This is a genomic window from Mesorhizobium sp. M0621 (genome assembly GCF_040320745.1).
Taxonomy (GTDB): Bacteria; Pseudomonadota; Alphaproteobacteria; order Rhizobiales; family Rhizobiaceae; genus Mesorhizobium.
Window position 1 is genome coordinate 22,059 of record NZ_JAMYQF010000055.1, and the last position, 25,432, is coordinate 47,490.

16 protein-coding genes, 7 pseudogenes and 1 riboswitch are annotated in these 25,432 nt (G+C 59.3%); of the genes and pseudogenes, 15 read left to right on the plus strand and 8 right to left on the minus strand.

What is annotated here, in order from left to right:
* Positions 1 to 258: 258 nt before the first annotated feature.
* Positions 259 to 1,206 carry a LysR substrate-binding domain-containing protein gene (locus NKI38_RS27410; protein WP_352657468.1) on the minus strand — a complete coding sequence of 316 codons (948 nt, stop codon included), beginning with the start codon at positions 1,204 to 1,206 and terminating at the stop codon, positions 259 to 261.
* Positions 1,207 to 2,332: 1,126 nt separating this feature from the next.
* Positions 2,333 to 2,584, minus strand: coding sequence for a hypothetical protein (locus NKI38_RS27415; protein ID WP_352663220.1), 252 nt, complete (start codon positions 2,582 to 2,584; stop codon positions 2,333 to 2,335).
* A gap of 186 nt (positions 2,585 to 2,770) precedes the next feature.
* Here NKI38_RS27415 and NKI38_RS27420 point away from each other — a divergent pair, with 186 nt between their 5' ends.
* The 3 genes and pseudogenes from NKI38_RS27420 to NKI38_RS27430 form a co-directional block, all read left to right on the plus strand.
* Entirely contained in the window at positions 2,771 to 4,558 is a 1,788-nt protein-coding gene (locus NKI38_RS27420) for an F-box protein (RefSeq protein ID WP_352663222.1), read from the plus strand.
* 317 nt (positions 4,559 to 4,875) lie between these two features.
* A pseudogene (locus NKI38_RS33565) lies at positions 4,876 to 4,956 on the plus strand (isopentenyl transferase family protein); the annotation flags it as partial.
* Positions 4,957 to 5,256: 300 nt separating this feature from the next.
* Positions 5,257 to 5,421, plus strand: a pseudogene (locus NKI38_RS27430) (hypothetical protein); the annotation flags it as partial.
* Here NKI38_RS27430 and NKI38_RS27435 read toward each other — a convergent pair.
* Positions 5,377 to 5,666: pseudogene (locus NKI38_RS27435) on the minus strand (isopentenyl transferase family protein). The pseudogenes NKI38_RS27430 and NKI38_RS27435 sit on opposite strands and share 45 nt — an antisense overlap.
* Positions 5,667 to 5,818: 152 nt before the next feature.
* Complete coding sequence (gene hemN, locus NKI38_RS27440) at positions 5,819 to 7,264, minus strand: oxygen-independent coproporphyrinogen III oxidase (protein ID WP_352663225.1); 1,446 nt, start codon at positions 7,262 to 7,264, stop codon at positions 5,819 to 5,821.
* 992 nt (positions 7,265 to 8,256) lie between these two features.
* On the opposite strand from hemN, the gene NKI38_RS27445 reads away from it, so the two are divergent.
* From NKI38_RS27445 to NKI38_RS27460, 4 genes and pseudogenes are all read left to right on the plus strand, one after another.
* Positions 8,257 to 9,414, plus strand: coding sequence for a porin (locus tag NKI38_RS27445; protein ID WP_352663228.1), 1,158 nt, complete (start codon positions 8,257 to 8,259; stop codon positions 9,412 to 9,414).
* A gap of 18 nt (positions 9,415 to 9,432) precedes the next feature.
* A pseudogene (locus NKI38_RS27450) lies at positions 9,433 to 9,696 on the plus strand (thiazole synthase); the annotation flags it as partial.
* A 64-nt stretch (positions 9,697 to 9,760) separates the two neighbouring features.
* Positions 9,761 to 10,432, plus strand: a pseudogene (locus NKI38_RS27455) (thiamine phosphate synthase).
* Positions 10,386 to 10,676 carry a bifunctional hydroxymethylpyrimidine kinase/phosphomethylpyrimidine kinase gene (locus tag NKI38_RS27460; RefSeq protein WP_352657479.1) on the plus strand — a complete coding sequence of 97 codons (291 nt, stop codon included), beginning with the start codon at positions 10,386 to 10,388 and terminating at the stop codon, positions 10,674 to 10,676. The pseudogene NKI38_RS27455 and the gene NKI38_RS27460 overlap by 47 nt, the downstream one beginning before the upstream one ends.
* Before the next feature lie 218 nt (positions 10,677 to 10,894).
* Here NKI38_RS27460 and NKI38_RS27465 read toward each other — a convergent pair whose 3' ends face one another.
* Entirely contained in the window at positions 10,895 to 11,056 is a 162-nt protein-coding gene (locus tag NKI38_RS27465; protein ID WP_352663231.1) for a hypothetical protein, read from the minus strand.
* Positions 11,057 to 11,154: 98 nt separating this feature from the next.
* Here NKI38_RS27465 and NKI38_RS27470 point away from each other — a divergent pair, with 98 nt between their 5' ends.
* On the plus strand, positions 11,155 to 11,649 hold the full coding sequence (locus tag NKI38_RS27470) for a MaoC family dehydratase (RefSeq protein WP_352663234.1): 495 nt from the start codon (positions 11,155 to 11,157) through the stop codon (positions 11,647 to 11,649).
* Positions 11,650 to 12,411: 762 nt separating this feature from the next.
* Here the strand turns inward: NKI38_RS27470 and NKI38_RS27475 are convergent.
* Positions 12,412 to 12,888, minus strand: a complete 477-nt coding sequence (locus tag NKI38_RS27475) for a type II toxin-antitoxin system VapC family toxin (protein ID WP_352538830.1) — start codon at positions 12,886 to 12,888, stop codon at positions 12,412 to 12,414.
* Positions 12,885 to 13,187, minus strand: a complete 303-nt coding sequence (locus tag NKI38_RS27480; RefSeq protein WP_352663237.1) for a hypothetical protein — start codon at positions 13,185 to 13,187, stop codon at positions 12,885 to 12,887. Before NKI38_RS27480 ends, NKI38_RS27475 begins: the two co-directional genes overlap by 4 nt.
* 436 nt (positions 13,188 to 13,623) lie before the next feature.
* On the opposite strand from NKI38_RS27480, the pseudogene NKI38_RS27485 reads away from it, so the two are divergent.
* The 6 genes and pseudogenes from NKI38_RS27485 to NKI38_RS27510 form a co-directional block, all read left to right on the plus strand.
* A pseudogene (locus NKI38_RS27485) lies at positions 13,624 to 13,929 on the plus strand (recombinase family protein); the annotation flags it as partial.
* Between the two features lie 263 nt (positions 13,930 to 14,192).
* The gene (locus tag NKI38_RS27490; RefSeq protein WP_352663239.1) at positions 14,193 to 14,522 is read left to right on the plus strand and encodes an ArsR/SmtB family transcription factor; all 330 of its coding nucleotides are present in this window, start codon (positions 14,193 to 14,195) and stop codon (positions 14,520 to 14,522) included.
* A gap of 28 nt (positions 14,523 to 14,550) precedes the next feature.
* On the plus strand, positions 14,551 to 15,888 hold the full coding sequence (gene glyA / locus NKI38_RS27495; RefSeq protein ID WP_352583645.1) for a serine hydroxymethyltransferase: 1,338 nt from the start codon (positions 14,551 to 14,553) through the stop codon (positions 15,886 to 15,888).
* A 53-nt stretch (positions 15,889 to 15,941) separates the two neighbouring features.
* On the plus strand, positions 15,942 to 17,114 hold the full coding sequence (gene metK, locus NKI38_RS27500) for a methionine adenosyltransferase (RefSeq protein ID WP_023812683.1): 1,173 nt from the start codon (positions 15,942 to 15,944) through the stop codon (positions 17,112 to 17,114).
* Between the two features lie 49 nt (positions 17,115 to 17,163).
* Entirely contained in the window at positions 17,164 to 18,156 is a 993-nt protein-coding gene (locus NKI38_RS27505; RefSeq protein WP_023812682.1) for an adenosine kinase, read from the plus strand.
* Between the two features lie 879 nt (positions 18,157 to 19,035).
* Positions 19,036 to 20,730 (plus strand): alpha,alpha-trehalose-phosphate synthase (UDP-forming), encoded by a 1,695-nt coding sequence (locus NKI38_RS27510; protein ID WP_352663243.1) that lies wholly within the window; start codon positions 19,036 to 19,038, stop codon positions 20,728 to 20,730.
* Between the two features lie 352 nt (positions 20,731 to 21,082).
* Here NKI38_RS27510 and NKI38_RS27515 read toward each other — a convergent pair.
* Positions 21,083 to 22,075 (minus strand): annotated as a pseudogene (locus tag NKI38_RS27515) (IS630 family transposase).
* 269 nt (positions 22,076 to 22,344) lie between these two features.
* Positions 22,345 to 22,546: riboswitch (cobalamin riboswitch) on the plus strand.
* Between the two features lie 94 nt (positions 22,547 to 22,640).
* Between NKI38_RS27515 and metE the strand changes: the two are divergent.
* Entirely contained in the window at positions 22,641 to 24,992 is a 2,352-nt protein-coding gene (metE, locus tag NKI38_RS27520) for a 5-methyltetrahydropteroyltriglutamate--homocysteine S-methyltransferase (RefSeq protein WP_352663246.1), read from the plus strand.
* Positions 24,993 to 25,432: the final 440 nt, after the last annotated feature.

The window sequence follows — 25,432 nt, forward strand, 5'->3', positions numbered from 1 at the left end:
GATCACGCAGACCAGGGTTCGAACGCAGGTTCGAAAGCAGGATGTCTTAGACGGCAGCGCTGCCGGTCTTACTTTCAGCATTTGGTCGGGTGGCGATGCCTGGGGCAATCAGGTGAAATGAACATCATCAACCGCCATGTGCGCCATGCGCAGAAAATTGCAACCGGCAGCGCTCGCAGGGCATCAGCTGAAACCAGCTCAGTGGGTCTGTAGCGAAATCGCTCGGTCGCCAAAGAGATGTCGTCCAAAGACAGGCCCCTACTCGCCTCTGGACAATGATTGAATTGGAACGCGCTCCCATTCGAAGGGCCGCGCTTCGCTAAGATGCTTTTCTATCTGCGTGACGAGCAGGGCACTTGCCGCCTCAGCGGCGGAGGTGAGCGGCATGTTGGCGGATGAGATGAGGCATGCCGTCAGATGTATCGGCGGATCGATGACCGCGGGCCTCAGAGCTTCGTGGCCTGGAATATCCGAGAAATCCCCCTTGGGAACGATCGCGCTTGCTACGCCGGCTTTGACTAAGGAGAGCACGCTGTAGAGTGTATCAACCTCAGCCACGCAGTTGGGTAGCACGCCGGCCACTCCAAATGCCCGGTCCAGTGCGTCACGCATCATATGCGGCCGTGCCGGCAGCACGAGAGGAAGTGCCGCCAGCTCCTCGAGGGACACGCAAGGCGCGACGTCTTCTGTGTTGGCAGGCTGGACAAGATAGAGGCGCTGGCGGAACAGCGGTTTGCGGGAAACGCCGAGGGTAGGTGTATCCTCGAAGACCATGCAAACGTCGAGCGAGTGCGATTCAACGAGCGACCTAATGCGGAGAAAATCCCCAGTGACCAAGCGCAGGGTCACTTTGGGGAGTGCCGTCCTGCAGGCGCCCACCAAGGTGGCAGCGAGGGAGACGGCGAGCGTCGAAGACATGCCGACCCCGACCGAACCTTCTGGCTCTCCCTCCGCGGAGCGAATGATGCCGCGCAGTTGCTCTATCCGCTCCAAGATGGAGACGGCCTCCCGGTAGAAGGCCTTGCCCGCACGGGTCGGGCAAACGCCCCGTGCGCTGCGATGCAACAGGGTGGCGCCGAGCCTGGCTTCAAGGCCAGCGATCTGTTGGCTGAGGGCCGGCTGCGCCACATGGATAGTGGCCGCTGCCCGGCAGAAGCTCCCAGCATCAACGATGCTCACGAAATAGCGGAGGTGGCGTAGCTGCATGGGATAGTCTTGGCAGGGGTGAAGAGAATTAGAATACGGCTGTATCCGCTCATGGCTGCGGCAGCACCGCCCCTGCTTTTAGCCGAGAGTGACCCCATTCCGCACTGGCTGGCGACCACCACATTTTGCACACACTGCGGCGTTCCAAGGATACATCAATTCCCGTACTATATATAGTCCACGGTTGTCCCTCGCTTAATGCTTGGGGCCGGCATACCCGTCCCTGTTTCAACATATCATTTTCCCGGCAACCGCCACCTTGCTGACGACCAGAGGAGCGCTGGCTTAAACGGCATCTGGAGGAAGCCTCAGAATAAGAGTCTTGCTCGAGTTCTGCCTGGCCCCAGATTTCATAATCGCGCCTATCTTCGAAACTCACCAGGGAGCCAAGCGGATAGTCGCAGGGAGCATTCACTCACGATCCCATATTGTGAACTGAACCTCCGGCACTTTTTCGTGCTGCGACAAAGCACAACGCAAGATTAAGGCCAGTTTGCGCAACCGAATATACACTTCGTTTTGGTGGCCATTGGTTCCGTTCGCAACAGATTGGTAGGATTGTTGACATTCGGCATGCCCTCTTTCGAACAAAGCGGAGAGATCGATATATTGAAGCGGGCAAGCAATCGCGGAGCCCGCAACGTACCTTGCCGGATCATTTAGCGAGCATCGCCGACGCAGCGCTCGACTTCAACGAAGGCGTCATCCCACCAGGGCAGCCGAACTCGACGAGGTCGCCGGGCAGAAGGAGCGGAACCTTCGCCCACGCGAAAGACGCTCTGACGCCGGTTCTTTTCGTGACGACCGCAGACCAATCTCCGCTACGATCTGGAGGGCCTGGCCGCTGATCGAACGGCTTTATGTGCCGATTTGCAAGCTGTCGCGCGCATGCCGGATCGGGCGCAGAGTGATGAGATGGGTCTCCTGCACAGGAAATCGTCAACCGATTTGAAACTCAACAATGGATACCACACACAATCGATCCAGAATCCCAGCAATGAACTTCAACCAGGCTCCAAACGGCGCGGGGCAACGCCGCAGGCAGAAGCTCCGCCGTGCCAGTGCCGACATTCACGCCGCTGACTGAGCAGGTAAAATCTCCATCCCCTCGACATAAGCGCTCGGATCAATGTCGATCATTTAAAGCGGTACGTCTTTTGCATGAAACCATTTTGACGATGAAGACGATCCGAGACATCGCCACAAACCACAGGAGCGCCCCGACGAGCCATGATGCTGAACATCTCCCGGGTCCGTACTGCTGTTGACTCGCAATTTCCGAATGCTGGTTGTTTCTAGCGGTTTGACATTCGCCACCATTGGTGCCGCCGATATTGGTCAAGTCATTGGAGGGCCGCCTGGAACTGGCGGCTTTCATCCCGATCTCCTTCGACAGGGCAGCTCACCGCATGGTCGATAACCGAAAGCATCTTGTCCGATCGAGCAATTCGCGGGCTCAACCTGGTCAAGCCAGCGACGTTCTAAGAACTGCCCGATCCTTGAGGATTCCGCTGCGCGATAATCACGATGATCTCATTCAGTTGGTAGCTATAGGAGGTGAATCATGAGGGGCATTGAGGAGCGTGGCAAGGTGCCCATCTCGGCATTTAACCCCATCGAGCGTGATATCAGGGACAATTCTCTCATCGGACCGCCAGCTGGCGTTGAAGGACCCGGTCAATCATGTTCTGTGGTGGAGCAGACGCGCTCTGAGCCTCAAGATCAAGCGTTTCCTCCTCTGAGCAGCCAGCGCACCAGCAGTATCCTTGATCTGCCGCCGGAGATTCTTGGTGAGATTGCTCAGCGGCTCAGCCCGATCGGTCTGCTGAGCATGTCACAAACAAATCAACAGCTGCGTGTGGCAGCCATGATAGTCGCGGCGCCTCAAGAAACGCGTCAAAGGGCTATCCAGGTTCAGGCGATCTGGAGCAGGCTGACGCAACCCCAACCCGGCGCCCCGCTGCTGATGCACCCCGGCGTCATGGAATCACTCGCGCGCAACTTCAATTGCCTCACCAGAGTGCAGCTGGAGCACCTCGTGGCCCTAGTCGAAACGGTTGACCAGTCGAAACGCGGCTCGGTCCTCCGAGCCCTCGGCAAGGGCACAGGAGGGCTTGCGCCCGAGCTCCAGCAGCGCGTGGTGGCGCTTGCCGAGGGACTGCTTCACCCCTGCATTCGTGCCTCGGTCCTATCGGGCTTCGGAGCGTGTGTGGCAAGGCTTGCGCCCGAGCTCCAACAGCGTCTCGTCGCCCTGGCCGAGGGAGTTGGGCCCTTGTATAGCTACTTGGCGCTGCAGGGCCTCGGAACAAGCGTGGCAGAGCTTGCGCCGGAGCTCCAGCAACGTCTCGTCGCCCTCGCCGAGGGGGTCCAGACCAAGGACCGTGCTTCGGCCTTGAGGGGCCTCGGAGCGGGTCTGGCAGGCCTTGCACCCGAGCTCCAGCAGCGTCTCGTGGTCCTGGCAGAAGGACTTGGCGACCATGATAGTCGCGCCTCGGCGTTGAGGGGCATCGGATCGGGTGTAGCAGGACTTGTCCCCAAGCTCCAGGAGCGTCTCGTCCTCCTCGCCGAAGGGCTTGACCCCTGGCCTCGGTCCAAGGCCCTGGAGGGCCTCGGAGCAGGTGTGGCAGGGCTTGCCCCCGAGCTTCAGCGCCGTCTCGTCGTTCTCGCCGAGGGGCTTGACCATCCCGGGGACCGCGCTTCGGCCTTGAGGGGACTCGGAGCGGGCGTGGCAGGCCTTGCCCCCGAGCTGCAGCAGCGTCTCGTCCTTCTCGCCGAAGGGCTTGAGCCTTGGTCTCGGGCCGAATCCCTGGAGGGCTTCGCAAAGGCGGTGCCAGGGCTTGCCCTCGAGCTCCAGCAGCGTCTCGTCGTCCTCGTCGAAGCACTTGACGACCCTGGACCTCGCGCCGCGGGCCTATTGGGCTTCGGACCGGGTTTAACAGCGCTTGCACCTGAGCTCCAGCAGCGTCTCGTCCTCCTGGCCGAAGGGCTCGGTCGGTCCCAGCATCGCGCTTCGGCCTTGACTGGCCTCGGAGCGGGTGTGGCAGGGCTTGCACCCGAGCTCCAACAGCGTCTTGTCGTCCTCGCGGAGGGGCTCGCGCGGCCTACAGATTGCAACACGGCGCTATGGGCCCTCGGAGCGGGCATCGCAGGGCTTACCCCCGAGCTCCAGCAGCGTCTTATCGCCCTCGCCGAGGTTTTCGACCTGCCCATGGATCGCGTCTCGGCTCTCCGAGCCCTTGGAGCAGGCATGGCGGGGCTTGCGCCCGAGCTACATTGGCGCACCGCTGCCATTGCGGACGGCCTTCACGAGTGGGTGCATCGGGCTCGCGCCTTCGCAGCGATATTGCCTTAGGAGGTGAGATAATCCGAAAGAAGGTTCTGCCCTACGGACGTCTTCAACGGAGGGTGAAATGAGCCGGAGCCGATCGCAGGGGATGACCTATCGGCGACAATCTGGATTCTCATGATATTTGTGCGTGTTGACGTTCGTTGCCACTGCGATCTAGCCCGGATTGAAGTTCATGGCCCACTCAGAGGACGGCATTACATGATTCGCAGCTGCTATTCTGAACAGGAGATCATCGGATTCTGAAGGAGCATGAGGCTGGGTTCTTGGTCGCGGATCTGTGAGGCAAGCACGGGGTAAGCGACGGCTCGACCCACCATTGGGCAGTCCGTCCCACCTTGGAAGACGTTGACGGATATCGTTGCGCCATTCGTTTTGCGAGAGAGCACAGCCTGACCATCAGCGAAAATGCCGCGGCTTCGCAAAGAGCTCCAACAACGTTGGCAGGAACGTGACTTTCCAGAATGGCAGCTTAGTGCGAGCCTCCCTAACTCGCTGCGGTGCTGGGACGGTAGCTCCTGAGAATTATGTTAAGTGTCTGCGGGAGCAAGACTAAGACTGGTGCTGGGCGACATAAGCCGTGTGGCAGCGGAAGCATTGCTTTTGCTACGGTGGATACGGAGGAGGCCACATGACTGAACCGCTCATTCGGGCATGGATTGGAATGCGATGGCAAGTGATGGCGCGGTACGGAGAGAGCAAAGCGTCGGGTCACAGACATGTTTGTCCCAAGACAAGGACGACCTTCATCGCTACAGGAACTTGCGGCTGTCTGGAATGAAGATGCACTAGAAAGGCGTCCGAGTTGCCGAGCCGCATCGGCCTTACATGCCACGGAGCGCCAGCCCGATGCTGACTCGCGCATGTGAATTGAGAAGGAAGACGAGCCGGCTTCGAGTGAGCCCTGGCTGAGATCTAAGCTCATCCACGTGCATGATCAGCTTACGATGGGCAGTCACGGCGTGGATGTGCCCGCGGTTAGGGGGCGTATCCAAGTAAACCCGCTGGGTAGATTGCAGTTCGGAATCCGAGGCACCCCCGCTGCCCATAGCGTTTGAGAACAGCATTGTACACGATCCAACGCAATGACCGGCCGTCCGGTCTCTCGTGCAATTTAAATTAAAACGTCTGTCTTGCCGCTGCAGGTTGGCCCGTAAATCAAATGGATTAGCATGTGTTTACCGCTAGAAGCCCTAGTTTTTCGAACTAACTGCCGACAACACACTGGATAGGCTGTTCTCGTCGTTCGGTCCAGTTCACCAACGCCTATGTCGACATTTTACGGCGCTTCACTACTAACCGGGCACCGCACGATGGCAGCTCGTTCTCTCCGGCAAAAGATACTCCCTGTGTTAGCTTCCGTGTTGTGTGCTTGCCCTCAACTGCGGGATACGTAAGGCCATCCCTAAAAGCATCGAATGCGGCAGCAACAGCGCGAATCCCAAAGCGATGCTCCCGCCGTACGCGGACAAGACCGTTTTCGAAGTCCACTATTCCGTCCTTGGCCAGCATCGCCAAACGCTCATCTGAACCGCGAAGACGGATCGGATCAGATCCGTGGGCGACACAGATTGCCGGCACGTCAGCCTCGAAATCGCACATTAATCGCTCGATGATTGCGGCTCGCACGCGGTCGTCGTCTGTGAGGCGATGGCCCTTCGATGTCGCCAGTCGGCCAACTGCGATGTGCTGGATGTAGATATCCCGTGTAACTTCGTTTTGAACGTACCCCTGGCCGATGCGGCCGATAGCCGACGCGCCGAAACCGATCAGGGTTCTGCAGGTATCGGCAGAGTAGCCCAACGAGTTACGTCGCAGGCGACCGGTTTCCTGTGCCAGCGCGAGCTCGTCGTCCGGCAAGGCGAAATGGTCGAGCCCGATCTGTCGGTAGCCGGCGGCAATCAGCGTCACGGCGACAGCCGCATACTGTTCAGCGCGGGCAGCGCTGTCGGGAAGAAATTCCGCCTCGATGAGGCGCTGATTCTTTACTTGGGATGGGATGTGCGAGTAGCCGAACAAGGCAAGCCGGTCGGGGCGCATGGCGACCGCCGCCCTCACTGTTTCGACGCACGACTCCACCGTTTGATGCGGCAGGCCGTAGATGAGGTCGAAGTTGATGCGGCTTACTCCATGCCGGCGCAGCACTTCCACGGCAGCCGACGTCTGGGCCTCGCTCTGGATTCGGTTGATCGCTTTTTGAACAATGGGATCGAAGCTCTGTACGCCCAGGCTCGCGCGGTTCACGCCGGCCGCTCCCAAGCCTTCCGCCATCTCGGGCGTGAGCGTGCGTGGATCGATCTCGATGGCGACCGTAGCTGTTTTCGAGATGGCGAAGCGGCATCGCAGGAACTCCATCAGAGCGAGGAACTCGGCTGGTCCGATGAGAGACGGCGTTCCGCCGCCGAAATGTATGTCGCTCACGGGCAGCGTCTTCGGCACTCGCTCCGAAACCAGACGGATCTCGTCACGCAGCGCCGCCAGATAGTTGAGGATGGGCGCATCATGGCGGGTGATGGTGGTTGGGAAGCCGCAATACCAGCAGGCTGATCGGCAGAACGGAACGTGCAGGTAGAGTGACACCGGATCATCATCCGGCAGGTTCCTGAGCCATTCCTCATAAGCCTCGGCGCCGACCGCCCCGGAGAACTCCGACACAGCCGGATAGATAGTGTACCAAGGCAGCCGGGCCTCTCGAAATTTCGTGGTCTGCAACGGTCACCGTCCCATGCTGATAACATCCAACCTTACCGCTGCGCTCGCCTGCGTCTTTGCGCTATGTCAGTCCGTTCCGCTTTGGGCTCGAAATTTTTAAGCAATGGGCGCCGTTCAGTCTTGGCTGGACAGCGATGGTCTGAGCGCACTCGGTCAGCGACTGACGATGGTGTTCCCGCCGAAACCCTCACGCGCATCGTTTTTCCACCGCGCGTGGGAGATTCTTCTGAGCGCAGATGCCGCCTCCGATGAGACAATACGGTGTTGGATCCAGACTTTGCACGCCAGCTAGCGCCGCCCATAATGATCTCTGCCGTCTCGATGAGCTCGTTGTGTGAATTGCTCGCAAGAAGCATTAGCTGTGGCGCGCCGCTTTCAGCACGAAAACCTGCTCGACGCGACCGTCAGGTCCGCCGCAATGCCAAGGCTGGCGCCTACCGACTCAGTGGTGCAAGGCTGCGGCGCGTGGTTATCGACCATCAGCTCGCCAAAGTGACGGCGTCGTACCGAGCGGTGGCCGCCGCATGATGCCTCAACGGCGGGGCTCGCTCACAGGAAACAATGCCGTCGCCATTAAGCCAAACTGTCGCGAAGCGAACAGACGAACCGTAGCCGAAACGTTTGCCGTTCGTGCTTGGGTGGATCCGCAAGGCAAAAAGAACGGAAGCGCGAACCAAGGTCCGCCCGCACATTTGAGCTTCAAGCCGCATCTGGGTCGTCAGGGTGGCACGTCATTTGCAGTAGTACCCTTTGTGAGGCCCGCCGCGGAGGTGAAAAGGGTAATTGTACAAAAATGTTGTATGATCGTCTGGAGTGATAACTACTTAATAAATGTGACAGCAAGTCTCAACCACATTCTAAATTCTCCTAAGCATTAGCACGGCAGGTGCAGCAACACTCCTGGAATTAAGCTTGGTTCGCTGTCAATCGTTCGCTCAGCAAAAATCATTCATCGGTCTCGATTCCTTTTACTATTTAGACGGAGATCAACAATGACCATTGGGAGCCTCCTCCTCGGCTCAACTGCGGCACTGATCGCCGCTTCCGACGCTCGCGCCGTGATCATCGTCCCCGAGCCTGATCCCACTGAGTACCTCAAGATCTGCGACGTCTACGGCTCCAGCTACGTCTATATTTCAGGCACCGAGACCTGCCTGCGCATCGGCGGCTATCTTAGCTACTACGTGGGCTTGGGCGATGTCGGATTGTTTTACCACGCAAGAACCTCAGATGTGAGGACTGGTGAGGATCAGGGTACATGGCAAAACAACACGCGCTTCACACTGAAAGCTTGGACCGGCCAGGAGACCGAACTCGGCACGTTGAAGACCTACACCGAAACCCGCGTGAATTTCGGTAACCGCCACACTTCGGTTTCGGACAGTTCTCGGTCCTATGCCTTCAACGGAGACAGCATCTTGACTTTCGCCTGGATTCAGCTTGGTGGCCTCCGAGTTGGTAAGGACTGGTCGGCCTTCGACATGTTTATTGGCGGCGCGGGTGACGTACTCAACCAGACGCCGGTTCCGTACGGCGCTTTGGATACCAATGTGGTCCAGTACTACTTCGACGCCGGGAACGGCTTTTCGGCCGTGGTTTCGCTCGAAGAAGGCTCAGGCGTGGTCGGCACAATCGACAACTACGCTCCGCAGATAGTCGGCGGCTTGAAATACACACATGGCTGGGGAGCGATCACCGGCGTTGCTGGTTATGATAGCAACTACGAATCGGTGGCCGCCAAGGTCCGTGTCGACATCAATGTCACCAACGAACTGTTGCTGTTCGGAATGTTCGGCTACGGTTCCAACGGCAAGCTCAACGACGACCCCATGAACGCGATCGACGCTCATGGTCGCGGCTTCTATAAGATTTGGGGCGGGAACTGGGCTTTCTGGGCTGGCGCCGCTTACGAGCTCAACGAGACAACTTCGTTGAACCTTCAGCTCTCGGGTGATCAGCTCAAGAACTATGGTGTCGCTGCGAACGTCGCCTACGCGCTTCTTCCAGATTTCACAGTTACGGCTGAACTCGACTATGACCGCTACGGAGGCTCCGCCGTCGGAAAGGTGAAAGCTTCCGAAGTGAACTGGACCAATGCCAACAAGAAGAGCAGTGTCGGCGGTATCCTGCGTTTCGAACGCTCATTCTAATGCGATGAAGCGTTGAGCTCCGAGGTCCAGTTGATGCGCGGACATTTCCCCTACATTCCGTTGATTGTGGATGCACGGCTCGGACGGCCGTCGTGCGCGGCGACCGTCATGGAGCTCAGGTTTGACGCCGTGCTCCTGAACACGGCGGTCCCGAGGGCGGCCGATCCGGTCGGCATGGCGCGTGCGTTCGGCAAAGCGGTCGATGCCGGTCGTGAAGCTTTCAACTCGGGAATGCTCGAACCGCGCTACTCACCGACCGTCGGCAGGGCTGTCTTCTCATGAAGCTCGATCCCTTCTATCTGAATTTCGACGTGCCGGCTGGGTTGACCGGCTGGCGCCGCTCGGCGTGAGTCTGCTGCAGCTCCGGATAAAGGATATGGACGAGAAAGGACTGCAGACGGAAATCCGCCGCGCGAACGACGCCTGCGCGGTCCATGGTTGCCAAGTGAGCGTCAACGACAATTGGCGCACGGCAATCGAGGAAGGCTGCGACTTCGTCCATCTTGGTCAAAAGGATTTGGCTGCCGCCGATGCTGACGATTAAATACGCCGGATTGAAGCTCGGCCTTTCGATCCACGATCACACCGAACTGGAAACGGCGCCAGTGGCCGAGCCGGAGTATGTGGCGCTCGGCCCATCTATCCAACTAGCCTGAAGCAGATGAAATGGGCGCCGCAAGGGCTCGAGCGGATCAGCGAGTGGAAGCACCAGGTCGCGCCGATCCCATTGGTCTCCATCGGCGGCCTCAACCTGACCGGCTCGAAGGCGTTTTTCGAGGCTGGCGCGGAAAGCGCAGCCGTGGTCACCGACTTTGCGCTGAACGACGCCCCAGAAGCGCGCACGCGAGAATGGATCGAAAGGCAGAGCAATGGCGCTGGGGCGAGAACCGCATCTGCTCGTCGTTGTCGGGTCAGATTCCCGCGGTGGGGCTGGAATTGCCCGCGAGATCGAGACGATCGCTTGCCTTGGCGTGCGCACCTGCCTTGCTGTGAGCGCGCTGACGGTGCAAACCCATGAAGACGCCTTGGAAATCCAAGTTACGCAACCCGGTCTGGTGGCGGATCAGATGCGCGCTACGCTTCAGCCTAACAGAGTGGCCGCCACCAACATCGGCATGCTCGCAACGGCTGAGATCGATCGTCGCTGCGGTTGCCGCTGTGCTGCGCGAATATCCGCGCATACCGACAATCCAGATCCAGTGCTGCTTCCACGTCAGGCCGAGCGCTTCTTGAAGCAAGCGCTATCCCGCATAATAAATTAGCATCTGATGCCGCTTTGCCGTGTCGACACCCAATGTCATTGAACTGGCGCTTCTTGCCGGCTCAGAGCTAGCGGCCAATGAGGTCGGCGCGCTTCAACAAGGACCACAAGCCACGCCGTCTGCTGGACTCCTCCAAATTCGAGACACGGATGGTTCCTATCCAGACAATTGATTTTATCAATCTGCGACAATACCGCATAGCGGCGCCGGCGGAATGATCACCGGTAGCAAGACGAGCTGTTTTCAGTGGCCTGCAGGACGCGCACCGCGACCGAGGTAGAAGCCAGCCCGTCTGCGGCCATGTTCGGATCGGCCGCATCGGTGCGCCGAATGAGATTGCCGGCGGAACGTTCTATTCGTGCAGCCGTGACGGCAGTCATCTCACCGAAGCCATCCTGCCGATGGATGGCCGGCGGTCGGTGCAGCATGGGGTGACACTGTTCACGGAATGAAGCCGCTCGCGCTTCGGACGGTTGAAATGGAGGACATTAGCGTGGAACCGATCAGTCTCGACGAACTTCTGGCCAGCGTCGGCAAGGAAGTCGGCGTGTCGCCGTGGCGGGTGATCTCGCAGCGGATGATCGACCAGTTCGCCGAGTCCACCGATGACCACCAGTTCATCCACTGCGATCCGGAGCGCGCCAAGCGCGAGACGCCGTTCGGCGGCACCATCGCACATGGCTTCCTGTCGCTTTCGCTTTTGTCGGCGATGACTTTCGAGACCATGCGGCCGCTCGAAAACTGCAAGATGGGTGTCAACTATGGCTTCGAATCGCTGCGCTTCCTGGCGCCGGTGAAAACCGGATCGCGCATCCGCACCCGTTTCGTACTGGCCGACGTCAAGGTCAGGCCGTCGGGCTGGGTGCAGACGGCGCTGGGCGTGACGATTGAGATCGAGGGCTCGAAAAAGCCGGCGCTGACCGCGCGCTGGTTGACGCTGACGCTGATCAAACCCCAGCCGGAGGCGGCCTGAATTGCTCAACGAGCGTCAGCGCAGACGATCTTGACGTGCCGGGGCGATGTAGGCGACCAGTGCGCACCGATCGGCAACGCGGCCACGGGGGTCGGCTAGATAGAGTGGCAGGAATGCCTAATCGGGGCTCCGTCTCGGAAGGGGCGTCGATGTATCGGAAGCGCTTCGGCTTTCGGCGCTGCATTCCTTCTTCATGAAGGTCCATGGAGAATTCCCGACCACGGCGTCGAAAGATCGGCTTGTGATCGGAGTGGGCAGATCCTCCCCGACTGAATCTGCCAATAGGGTGTTATCGAGTCAACCGGGTCGAACTTGAGGTCGCGGATGTCGCTGATCGGCTGCTCGTCGAGCTCGAGAGCTCGAGAGCTCGAGAGCTCGAGAGCTGCCAGCTAAAGGCAGAACACGGCGATGCCAAGAGCTCCGCAGTTGATGTGGACGCCCAGAGCTGGGAGTACAGACCGACGAGTTCCCGGCGGGCGAACTTGCCATTGGTAACGCGCCAGACCAGTCCCGAGAAAGCCTCGATGAGAAGGCCCCGAGCCGCACGCGGGATCGACTACAGTGGCGTTTGGCGAGAGGCGTTCGAAGACGAGAGCGAGTGTAAGATGGACGAGCTCGACGCGCGTATCGCGCAGTCCCTGCGATCGCGCCTTGTCCGCGCCGCTCGTGCGTGCGAGCTGTTGGTAGATCGAGCTGACTAGATGAACCGGGATGGCATTAAAGCGGAACTCGAGACGTTCGGACTTTGTGCCGTTGAAATCCTCAAATTGAATCGGCCGGACTGTTGGAGCTATCATCACCCGCTTGGCTTCCAGAGCTACGGAGCGGGTTGATGATCTGAACGTCCTCGAAGTCCTTTTCATTGTCGGTCACTACGACACACTCGTTGGCTTCGGCTACAGCGGCAATGATTGTGTCTAGGGCGCTCCGCGAACGGCCTCTGGCTTTGCCGTTGGCCATCAGCCGCGCCCACACGAGGCCAGCTTTCTCGTCGAACGATAGCACGCGGCCAGCGAACAGCGCTTGCGGGCCTTCGGAGCCCTCGAACCAAGTTTCGAGGCTGCTGCGCTTTTTCCCCTTCGGCTTCTCTAGGATGCCTCTGCGAATTTCGGCGACAGTTAGCGAAGCAATGAAGAGGTCTTCGTCCTTCTGCGCGCCCATCCAGGCCAGCAACGAGCCCGAAGGCTCCGGCTTTATGACGTTGCTGATGATATTGGTATCAAGAAGGTAGCGCGTCACAGGTCGATCTTGCGCCCCACTTCGCGCGGCCGGCTGAGGTCGAGATTGGAGCCAACCAGAGGCGAGCGACGCAACGAGGCGAGAATGCTGCCCGCTTTCGGTGGCTCACCCGCCACGGCTTGCTGTATGGTCCGACGAAGCTGTCGGGCATCCGGCCCGCTCTCCGTTAATTTTCGGGCGAGAGTTCGCAGTAGATCGCGGTCTGCGTCGAACGCCAGGATCTCGAACCGCGCGATGCCGCGCTCAGCCAGGCGAGAGCGATAATTCTCGATGGCTCTCTTCTGTGCAGTGTTGCCCATCGCGTGCCTCCGTTCTCTATCCGGATATATAGCCATGGCTTCTTCGGAGCACAAGGTGCCCCGTCATCGGCCAGCACTGGCTCCTGCGCGACGCGCGTTATTGATCACAAAGAATTTCCATCTTGTCGAAGCACTGTGACTTGGCATCATTGTCGCGAAACGGAGTATTTCGCGTCAGGACAGGAACGCGATCAAAGCGCGACCGAAACGTGCAACAGCCGAAAAGCTTCGTGTGGTCGCCGGCGCGGCCCGCGAATCGGCTGTGCCTGCGTTGCCGAAGCCCGATCGACGCTTCGTCAATCTGGTCCTTGCTGGCGCGACAGGCCGCACGGGATTTCGTTCAAGCCGAAACGGATAGCCAAACGCGAGACCGCGTCCCGGAGTAAGGGGCCGCCTCATGAAGGTCGCGCTTGGCGCTCGCTAGTCAACTGGCAAACACCGAGACGCCTCGATCGAGGATCAGTTGCGGCTCTGCTGCTTGCGTGCTGAAAAGCAAGGCTGGACAGTCGTCGACAGCAATACCCACCGCGCGATCTGGGGCGCGTCGCTGTTGCGTCCCGGCCTTCAGGAGCTGATCAGCGATGCGATGGAGGGCAAATTCCTGATCGTGCTCGCAGAGGCGATGGATCGCCTGACGATGACCGCTGCAAACCGGGAGCAGGCCAGGCTGGGCAAACGTTGCAACAGATCCTTCAAGGAAATTCATAGACTCTTAGCAACTCCGGCTTGCTGTGAATGGTAGGCTTATTGCAACGTCTGAGGTCAGTGGTTCCAAACCGTGGCCCCGCTTGTCTTCGACTCGCCGAACTGCCTGCAATTTCGGCTAAAGGCAAGAAGAGCGCCCATTTGTTTGTTCGACACAGGATATCGACGGTGTCACGGCCACCGAGATTTGTCCGGTCGTTGGACAACCTTCGAAATCTGCAGCTTCTGTGGAGAACGCGAAATGAGAAATTCGGCAGGACTTGGTCCTGAGCCATGATGACACTGGTTAGTCGCCTACGCATGGCAGCGCATCCAGACCGCCTTCGAATCCTGGGCCTTTGTGCGCATGCGGACCTAACTGTCTGCGAGCTAGCGGAGATTCTGGGCGTGTGTCGAGAGCGGGTTGCGCGACACGTCCGGCTGCTCGCCAGAGCCGACTTTCTTTGCTGCAACGAACAGCCTCCGTGGCGCTCGTACCATCTCACCGCAGGATCCAACGACGGCGGGCTGGTTCAATTATTGGTCGATCTCCTGCCCCATCGCGACGGCTATCATAAACAGGACCTGCAGCGGCTCGAAGCGGTACGAGACACGCGGCCGAAGGGGACCGCGTGCTTGATCGTGAAATAGGTCAATCCAATTGGAGCGCGAAGCTACCATGGACAACTCCGCAGACGGTGCGATCGCACAGCCCGACACCCACGGGCGGTCTTCCTTGGCCGCGGTTGATTGCCGCGTTCACGAGCTGCTTCTGAGACAGGAGCGGCAGGAGCGGACGACCCTCAAGCTCATCGCCTCAGAGAACTTTGCGTCCTCGGCCGTGCTGGAAGCGAACGGCTCGATTTTCACGAACAAGTACGCCGAGGGGTACCCCGGTGCGCGCTACTACGCTGGAAACGAGATCGTTGATGAGCTTGAGAATCTAGCCATTGAGCGCCTGAAATCACTATTTGGCAGCGAGCATGCCAACGTCCAGCCTTATTCCGGCTCGCCGGCCAACCAGGCTGTCTATCGTGCGCTTTTGAGTCCCGGTGACAAAGTCATGGGCTTGCCCCTTCCGGAAGGGGGCCATCTGACTCATGGTTGGGCCATCAACTTTTCCGGTACTGACTATCAACGCGTGCCCTATGGGTTGGATGAAACGACACAGCAGATTGACTATGACCGCTTGCGCGAGACAGCCAAGCGGGAACGGCCGCGGCTCATTTGGGTCGGCGGAACTGCTTACCCGCGTGTCTTTGACTACGCGGCAATGGCAGAAATTGCCCTGGAAGCGAACTCCTATCTCGTAGCCGACATTGCGCACATCAGCGGCCTGATTGCCGCGGGAGCGCACCCGAATCCCGTGGGCCATTGCGACGTGGTCAGCAGCACGTCCCACAAGTCGATCCGCGGTCCCCGCGGTGGCTTCATTTTGTCAAGGAACGAAGATCGCTATCAGGCCCTGTATCATACAAAGAGCAAATACAATCTCGCCAGACGAATAGACCGGGCGGTCTTCCCTCACCTGCAAGGCGGGCCTCACATGAATGCCATCGCTGCGCTAGCGGTTGCCTTGCACGAAGCCGCGAACCCGTCCTTCCGAAGCTACGGCCAACAGACGGTCAAGAACGCCAAGGCTCTGGCACATGCACTGCTTGAGCGAGGTCATGACCTGGTGACCGGGGGGACGGACAATCACATGCTGATCCTTGATCTTCGCAATCGGCCACTATCGGGCAAGGCCTATGCCGAGCGACTAGCAAAGGCAGGAATCATCACAAACTTTAATATGGTGCCTGGCGACCCGCGGGATCCGGCGGTCACAAGCGGAATTCGCCTGGGGGCACCAGCAGTGACGTCAATGGGCATGCGCGATGTGGAAATGGAGCAAATTGCTGGCTTCATTGACTCCGTCCTCCAGCGGCCAGACGACGAAGATCTCCATGCCTGCGTGCGAAGAGACGTTGCCGACTTGTGCGCTGCGTTCGAGGTCCCGGGCATCTCCGACAAGTAAGGTGGGCCAAGCAAAATGCCCATACCACATCCAACACCCGAAGCGAGGTATTCATGGCTAGGCAGTTCGTGTTCTCTTCCGAATCGGTTGGCGCGGGGCACCCGGATAAGTTGGCCGACAACATCTCGGATGCCATCCTCGACGCCATCCTCCGCACAGATCCCAAGGCGCGCGTCGCCTGTGAAGCGTTGGTAAAATCAGGGATAGTCGTTCTGGCTGGCGAGATTACCAGCGATGCCCAGGTGGATTACAGCCAAGTTGCGCGCGATACGATTCTCGACATTGGGTACGACGACGAGGCCGTCGGCTTCGACGGCCGGCGTTGCTCCGTCGTCCATGCCCTCACCGAGCAGTCGCCCGACATCAGCCAAGGCGTTGACGAGGGAAGAGGGCAAGACCTCCAGCAGGGAGCGGGAGATCAGGGCCTCATGTTCGGCTACGCATGCCGCGAAACCGATACCCTGATGCCTTTGCCGATCCAGCTCGCTCATCGCTTGACGAAACGGCAGGCGTATGTCCGGAAGGCACAGCTTGGCTGGTTGCGTCCTGACATGAAATCCCAAGTCTCAGTGCGCTATGAGGGGTTGCGCCCGGTCGCCCTGGATACCATCGTCGTGTCGACGCAACATGACGAGCAGGTCTCGCAAGAGACTGTCCGCGAGGGCGTCATTGAGGAAATCATAAAGCCTGTCCTGCCGACCCACCTGGAGACGGAAGGCATCAGAATTCTGGTCAACCCGACGGGGCGGTTCGTAGTCGGCGGGCCGCGCGGCGACTGCGGTCTCACTGGACGCAAGATCATCGTCGATTCCTATGGCGGGATGGGTCGTCATGGCGGCGGCGCCTTCTCGGGCAAGGACCCGTCCAAGGTTGACCGCTCGGCTGCCTATGCGGCCCGCTATGTCGCAAAGAACATCGTCGCCAGCGGACTTGCGGACGTGTGCGAGGTGCAGCTTGCTTACGCAATCGGCGTGGCCAGTCCGGTTTCCGTCATGGTCAACACGTTCGGGACAGCCAGGGTTGAGGAAAGCAGGATCGAGCGCCTCATTCTTGAGTTGTTCGATCTCAGACCGAAAGGCATTATCAAGATGCTTGATCTCTTGCGCCCTATATACCGCAATACAGCCACCTATGGCCATTTCGGCCGTGAAGAGCCTGATTTCACCTGGGAGAAGACAGACAGGGCGGACGAATTGCGTCGCGAGGCAGGACTAGCCGCCCCGTGAAGCCGCCGGCAAGCGAATTGGCAAGCGGAAAGCCCAAGCGGAGACATTGATGCCGGATTATGACGTGCTTTGCATCGGCAATGCCATTGTCGACATCATCGCCCAGTGCGACGACGCTTTTCTGGTGACCAACGGCATCATCAAGGGTGCCATGAACCTCATCGATACCAAGCGCGCCGAGCTGCTCTACAGCCACATGGGGCCGGCGATCGAGGCCTCCGGTGGCAGCGCCGGCAACACGGCGGCCGGCGTCGCCAGCTTCGGCGGCCGCGCCGCCTTCTTCGGCAAGGTGTCCAACGATGCGCTGGGCGAAATCTATGCGCACGACATCCATGCGCAGGGCGTTGCCTTCGACACCAGGCCGCTCGAGGGCGAGCCGCCGACGGCGCGCTCGATGATCTTCGTCACCCCGGACGGCGAGCGCTCGATGAACACCTATCTCGGCGCCTGCGTCGAGCTTGGGCCGGAGGATGTCGAGGCCGACAAGGCGTCTGGCGCCAAGGTCACCTATTTCGAGGGCTATCTGTGGGACCCGCCGCGCGCCAAGGAGGCGATCCGGCAGACGGCGAAGCTCGCGCACGAGGCCGGGCGCGAAGTCTCGATGACACTGTCGGATTCGTTTTGCGTTGACCGCTACCGCGACGAGTTCCTCGATCTGATGCGCTCGGGCACGGTCGACATCGTCTTTGCCAACAGCGACGAGATCAAGTCGCTCTACCAGACCTCGTCCTTCGACGAAGCGGTGGCGCAGATCCGCAAGGACTGCAAGATCGCCGCCGTCACACGCTCGGAAAAAGGCTCGGTTATCGTGCGCGGCGACGAGACCGTGGTCATCCATGCGACCGCCATCAAGGAGCTGGTCGACACGACGGGCGCCGGCGATCTCTACGCCGCCGGTTTCCTGCATGGCTACACGCAGGGCCGCGACCTCAAGACCTGCGGCGACCTTGGCTCGCTGGCGGCCGGCCTGGTGATCCAGCAGATCGGCCCAAGGCCAAGGCAGAATTTGCGCCGCGAGGCGGAACGGGCTGGGTTGCTGTAGATGCGCGGGCAACTAACCAGCCGCCCTACTGACGCGATCATCGCAGTGGCGGAACTGTGTCAAAGCTCGCTGATAGCGACAGCCATTCGCTTCGGAGAACTGACCGATTCTGCTGCCATGAAGCTCGCTGGAAGAGCGGTGCAAGGCGGGCTTGCCTTGACGGCATTCACCGTCATCGAGATCGCCACCGGCATTTTCCAGAAGCTCAGCTTGGGGAAGGCCAGTAAGGTTCCTGAGGTAACGGAGAACTCGCGGCGTCCGTCGGAGCACTTGACTTGCGATCACGTCCCACGATGCCGAATGCAGGCAGACTGGTTCGCCATTGGTATGGGACCAGCGGAATTGGCAGCAGGGCTTCATCTTCGTCAATCTCGACGAGGCGCCGGATGTGGAGCCCGGCATTCGCGGATGTCAGGAAGTGCTCGCCTGGCTGGTATTCACATCGCGGTCTGGCTTCCACGATTTTGGGATCGTCGAGGGCAACGAGGAAGGGATTCAAAAAACGGGCCCTGACGGGCGGAAAGGGACTATCCCGCCCTCTCCGATCTCCGTGTCAAAACTGTTCGGCAGACGCAGGATCGCATCACGGGGCCCGGCAGCCTTGGCGGCAGCGACATAGTTTCAGTTCATTTCAACAGGTGCTGGCATCTACTGGGTGTATCTCTTATCCGAACAATCCAACAATTACCGCAAGCACGGTCCGCTCGATCGGGTCGCCAGCTATTTTCGCGATAAGCCGGTTCTTGAGGGCGCCGAAGCCGAAACGCGACAATCGGTCGCCATTTGCTCTGACGCTCGTCAGATTCTCGTCAGCAGGGGGTGTGCCAATCTGGGAATGCCAGTTGCTCCATCATGGGGAATATTCAACGGAGGCATGAAATGGACGCATTGAACAACGCCAACTCGCCGCGCCGGAACCTCACATGGCAAACTGGGGCTGTTCACGAACTAATCGCTTTTGAACAACCCCTGAGAGACTTGCCACAGGAGCGAGAACAACAAGCCGAAGTTGGCCCGTCCCGTCCTGTTGTCTCAGCCGCAGACCAGCGCTTCAACACGGCGGCCCAGCAGCCACATAGGAGTCTTATCGCAATTTCCAACCGCGGTGCGACTGTCAATTCTGATCAGCCCAAGACAGGCGGGCTTTCGGCGGCCCTGGAGTGCGTCGTGGAGCGTTCCGGCGCGGTCTGGGTAGTTTTTTCCGAGCATCTGGGCGACGGGGATAAGCAACAGGTGCCCCTCGTGCAGCGTGGCAAAGGTCAAATCGGGTGGCTCGATGGGCCGGCAGCGGACTATTCTCGGTACTATCAAGGTTTTGCAAATTCACTATTGTGGCCGGCGCTCCACTCGCTGCCGGACCGGATCTCAGGCTCGGAAGAGGATTATAAAAGTTATCGCGACGTCAATGCCTTCATGGCGCGCGCGGTGTCCGAATTGGGAGATAACGCAGTCTACTGGGTTCATGACTACCATTTCCTGCCGCTCGGCGCTGATTTGCACAGACTCGGCATTGACCGGCCGATCGGCCATTTCCTGCATACGCCATGGCCCGAGTCTGACATGATGGAGCGCGTGCCCAATTCTGGCGAGCTAATGAAATGTATGCTCGAGTATGATCTGCTCGGTTTCCAGACCGACCGTGATGTGAGCAATTTCCTCGCCTGTGTCCAATCTCATTTGGGGCTGGAGAGCAAGAACGGAGTCGTTTTCTCGGACCATGGCCAGACGCAATGCCAAAATTTTCCTATAGGTATCGATCCGAAGCAATTCGAACAGTGTGCCGCAGATTCGCTTGAGGCGCAGAAAGCCTACATTTCGCAGTTGAAACTTGGCGGAGCAAAGCTAGTTATCGGCGTCGATCGGCTCGACTACACCAAGGGCATCGACAATCGGATTAAAGCTTTCGATCTGCTGGCAGTCGAGCCGCAACGTGTCTCGCTCTTGCAAATCGCAACTCCCTCACGTGGCGACATCCAAGCGTACAGCGAATATCGGCGCGACGTCGAAAGACTCGTCAATCAAGTCAACAACCGGCATGGCACGGACGAGTGGATGCCGATTATCTATGAGAACAGGTCGTTCACCCAAGCTGAGATAGCGGGTCTTTGCAGAGCCGCGCGTGTTTGCGTTGTGACGCCGTTGCGCGATGGCATGAATCTTGTGGCGAAAGAATACATTGCTGCACAAGATCCGAGCGACCCTGGCGTTCTGGTGTTATCGAAGTTTGCCGGCGCGGCCGAAGACTTCGGCGAGGACGCCCTGCTGGTAAATCCGAGGCTCTCCGACGAGATAGCTACCGCGATCTCAAGAGCGGCCAGCATGCCGCGCGAAGAACGCATCCAACGCTGGCGGAGGATGATGGACAAACTTGAAGCGTATACGATCCACCATTGGTCAGCGGACTTCGTTCGGCAACTGGACAGCAGCCGGGTTACGGTCCCTGCGGATCACTTCCACTATGTTGGCTTGGGCTGGATCAGCGAGGCCCAAATGCCTTCGTATCGGACCGAGCCAGAATTGCACACCGCGCTGACGCGTGCACTGGATAAAAACTGGGTCCTGCCGATCGTATGATGCAGAATATGAAGCACGCGAGCTTTGCCTGCATTTGCGCATCCCTCAATGCCGAGCGCTTGGAGAGAGAGATACTTATCCTGACCGCCTGAATGCGGCTTAAGCGGCTTATCGGGACCACAGTCGGGCTTTGCATCAGACCCTTGAGCCAGGCTCCGTCAGTGTGGTCTCTTGCCGCCGAGCGGAGTCATCACGATTGCCTAGTCACCCGTGATGACGACTGGCGTGCCAATTCCCCTCGGACCACGGTTTGGCGCTCACTCCGAGAAAACCGCTTCTACCACGCACGCACGGCTTGCGGCCGCATCGTTAAACATCGCCACCAATGCGATCTTCTGCATTCTAGAGCGTTTCATATTTTGACGGAAGCGTAGCCTGCGTTTTCGAAGTAGTTCTTGCATTCGGCTGCCTCGATGGTTTCGACGAGGTGGCCGATGTGGCGCCACGTGTCCTCGACGGTGCGTTTCTGAGCTTGTCGCATCCAGTGTTTGATCTTGGCGAAGGCCTGCTCGATCGGATTGAGGTCCGGCGAGTAGGGCGGCAGATACCAAAGCCTGGCGCCGGCAGCTTTGATCGTCTGCCTGATGGCCGCCGACTTATGGCTTCCCAGGTTATCCATGACCACGATGTCGCCGGGCTTCAGCACGGTGATGAGCTGCTGCTCGACATAAGCACGGAAGCATTGGCCGTTGATCGGTCCGTCGAAGATGCAAGGTGCTGCGAGCCGGTCCCAGCGTAGTGCACCGAGGAAGGTCAGCGTGCGCCAGTGGCCGTGTGGAGCCAAGCCGCGCAGCCGTTTGCCTTTCGGCCCCCAACCTCGCAGTGGAGCCATGTTGGTCTTGATCCAGGTCTCATCGATGAAGACCAGGCACTGTGGATCGAGACCGCTTTGCCAAGAGCGCCATCGCTGGCGCCTGCGGGCAATATCGGCACCGCCTGCTCAAGGGCGAACAGAGTTTTTTTTGAAGCTCAGGCCTTCGCGGCGCAGGAACAGCCACACCGTATTGTGCGAGACCTTGACCCCGCGAGCATCCAGCTCGTCCTTCAGCCGACGCAGCGTCAGTTCAGAGGTCTGATTAAGCCGCTCCATAATGAAGGCCCGATGCGGCTCAAGGACGCGCTTGCGATGTCCGCCCATCTTGCCCGGCGCCACCGAGCCAGTGGCACGGTAACGCTGCGACCACTTCACTACAGAGGAAACCGCAACGCCAAAGCGCGAGGCAACCGCACGGCAGGTCTCCCCGTCGCCAACCGCCGCTACTGCACGCTCACGAAGGTCATTTGAAAGCGCTCGCGTCATCAGATGCTGGCCTCCAATCCAGCCAGCATCTTGAATCACAAACATCCGGCTTTGGGAATCCTACGATTCTCTCAAAATAGGAATCGCTCTAATGACGTTGTCACGCGCTTGAAGTCTTGTCCGAAATCCTTCATCGGCGACCTGCGAGGGATGTCGCAGCCCGACAGGGATCCATTAGTTGGACAATGGTGGCAGCGGAGCAGCGCCGCCAATGGGCGACTGAATATTTCACAATGTTAGACAAGCGTAAAAGCGAAATCACATAACGACATAAACATTTCGTTATGCGTCATTGACAAAAGAGCGGACTGCTGTGATTGTCTGCGTGTCGTGGTCCTCGCGTGCGGCGCTGCCGCAGCGGAGCTAAGAGGGAAGCCGGTGCAATGCCGGCGCTGCCCCCGCAACTGTTAGCGGCGAGCCAACCCCACTCATGTCACTGAGGCGAATACCCTCAGGAAGGCGGGTAGAGGCTATGACCCCGCGAGCCAGGAGACCTGCCACGGCGAATTACGTCCACGGGCGGGGTGTCTCGGTGGCGCTGCAAGCCGGCGTTCGTGCCGGCCTGCTAGCGCCTTCCTTGTCATCGGCGCCCCAACCATCGGGGTATGACATGACTGACTCTCAGGAAATTCCTGTAGCAACGCTCGGCGTGCCGCGCTTCGGTCGTCGGCGAGAGCTGAAATTCGCGCTTGAAAGCTACTGGTCCGGAACATCGTCCGCTGGCGACCTTCTCACGACGTCGAAGGCGCTCCGTGCCGCTAGCTGGGAAGAGCAGCGCGATCGCGGCGTGTCGAAAATCCCGTCGAACGACTTCTCGCTTTACGACCATGTGCTCGACACCGCAGCCATGGTCGGGGCCGTTCCATCCCGTTTCGGCTGGAATAGCGGCGAGGCCCCACTTGACATCTACTTCGCAATGGCGCGCGGCAACCAGGGTCAGACGGAGGATTGTGGACACGCTGGTCACCAGGAGGAGGCTCATGGACCTGGTGTAACCGCGATGGAAATGACCAAGTGGTTTGACACCAACTACCACTACATTGTGCCGGAACTCGATGATGATCAGACGTTCGCCCTCTCGTCATCGAAGCCGGTCGATTACTTCCTCGAGGCTAAAGCTCTCGGCATTCACACACGCCCAGTCATCCTTGGACCCATCACCTTCCTCAAGCTGGCGAAATCGCCTGCCGAGGGGTTCGGTCCCATCGCGCTCCTACCGCGGCTGCTGCCCGTTTACGAGCAAGTCCTGCAGAAGCTGAAGCTGTCGGGAGCCGACTGGGTGCAGATCGATGAGCCAGCGCTTGTCCTCGATCTGAACCCGAACGAACGAGCTGCGTTCGAATTCGCCTATGGCCAGCTGTCGAAAGCCGCGCCCGAGCTGAAGATCATGCTGGCTACGTATTTCGGGTCGCTGGGAGACAATCTCGAAACCGCGGTTTCTCTGCCCCTGGCCGGGCTGCATATTGATCTCGTGCGCGCTCCCGAGCAGCTGGAAACGGGGGGTCGGCTCGCTCCGAAGGATCTGGTGCTCTCGCTTGGCTTGATCGATGGCCGCAACGTCTGGCGTGCGAACCTGCCCGCCATTCTCGACCGCATCAAACCGATCGTCGCCGGCTGGCCCTTGGACCGCGTCGAGATCGCGCCTTCTTGCTCGATGCTGCATGTGCCGATTGATCTGCGCATGGGGACGGAACTCGACGCCGACATCAGGTCGTGGCTCGCCTTCGCGGCCCAGAAGACCGACGAGCTGGTCTTGCTGGCCCGGGCCCTGTCCCAAGGCAGGGATGCGGTGGCAGGCGCGTTGAAAGCGTCTGCCGAGGCTGCCGCCACGCGCGTGACATCCACGAGGATCCATGACCCGCTTGTTCAGGGGCGGATCGCTAGCATTGAGGACAGCGCGAATCGACGAGAGAGCGCTTTTGGCGAGCGCTCCAGAGTCCAAGCCGGCTCACTCGGGCTGCCGCCGTTCCCGACGACGACCATCGGGTCCTTCCCGCAGACGCCGCAGGTACGCAAGGCGCGGGCCGCTCATGCGAAGGGCCAGCTGAGCTATGTCGACTATGAGACGTTCCTGAAGAAGGAGATCGAGGCTGCAATTCGCTGGCAGGAAGAGATCGGGCTGGACGTGCTGGTGCACGGTGAGTTCGAGCGAAACGACATGGTACAGCATTTCGGCGAGCAGTTGTCCGGCTTCGCGCTCACCCAGCATGCCTGGGTACAAAGCTATGGGTCGCGCTACGTGCGTCCCCCCATCATTTTCGGCGACGTATCGAGGCGCAATCCGATGACAGTGCGCTGGTGGCAATTCGCCCAGTCGCTTACGGAAAAGCCCGTGAAGGGAATGCTCACAGGCCCAGTCACCATTCTCAACTGGTCTTTTGTTCGCGACGACGTACCCCGCTCCGAAGCCTGCCGCCAGATCGCGCTCGCCATCCGCGACGAAGTGACGGATCTCGAAAGATCCGGCGCAAGGATGGTCCAGATCGATGAGGCCGCGTTTCGCGAAGGATTGCCACTGCGCCAATCTGACTGGAAAGTCTATCTCGACTGGGCTGTCGAATGTTTCCGGATCGCTTCAACGGGTGTAAAGGACGCGACTCAAATTCATACCCACATGTGCTATTCGGAGTTCAACGAGATCATTCACGCGATTGCTGGAATGGATGCGGATGTCATTTCGATTGAGACGTCGCGCTCGAAGATGGAACTGTTGGACGCCTTCACGAGCTCCAAATATCCGAACGAAATCGGTCCCGGCGTCTATGATATTCACTCACCACGCGTCCCGGAAGTCGGCGAGATTTCGGACTTAGTCATGCTTGCCCGCGAGCGACTGTCCGACGGCCAACTGTGGATAAACCCGGACTGTGGCCTCAAAACACGCAAATGGGAGGAGGTCCGCCCTGCCCTCATGAACATGGTCGCTGCAGCACGCGCGCTCCAGCAGAAAATGCAGGCGTAAGACTTCTCTTCCTCACCGTGTGGGGAGTTGCCGGTGGCGGATGTCGGCCGGGAATATGCCAAACCGATCACACTCTTGAAAATAAGCCACACGGCGAAAATGTGCAATTTTCCTTCGGCACGTGTCCTCATCCCGCAGAAATATAAATGTGACACCACGCTATAGTATCGGTCCTTGGGAACATACAGGCCCCGCTCCTCGAACAAATCGTACACACGTCGTTTCTCAAAGTAGACTGCTTGGCATGTTTCGCTCAGGCGGCGACAATATATGATGCTGCGCGTCTGTCCGCTTCCCCAGTTGATTTGCGCAGACTACGGGCGAGGTTGCAGGTTTCGGGTATTGCTAGAGCGGGATGAAATGAGACTGAATCGGCTTGGGATTCCCTTAGGCGTGCAAATCTGATTCAACCTTCATGCTGGGCAAGGAGGTCAGCATGG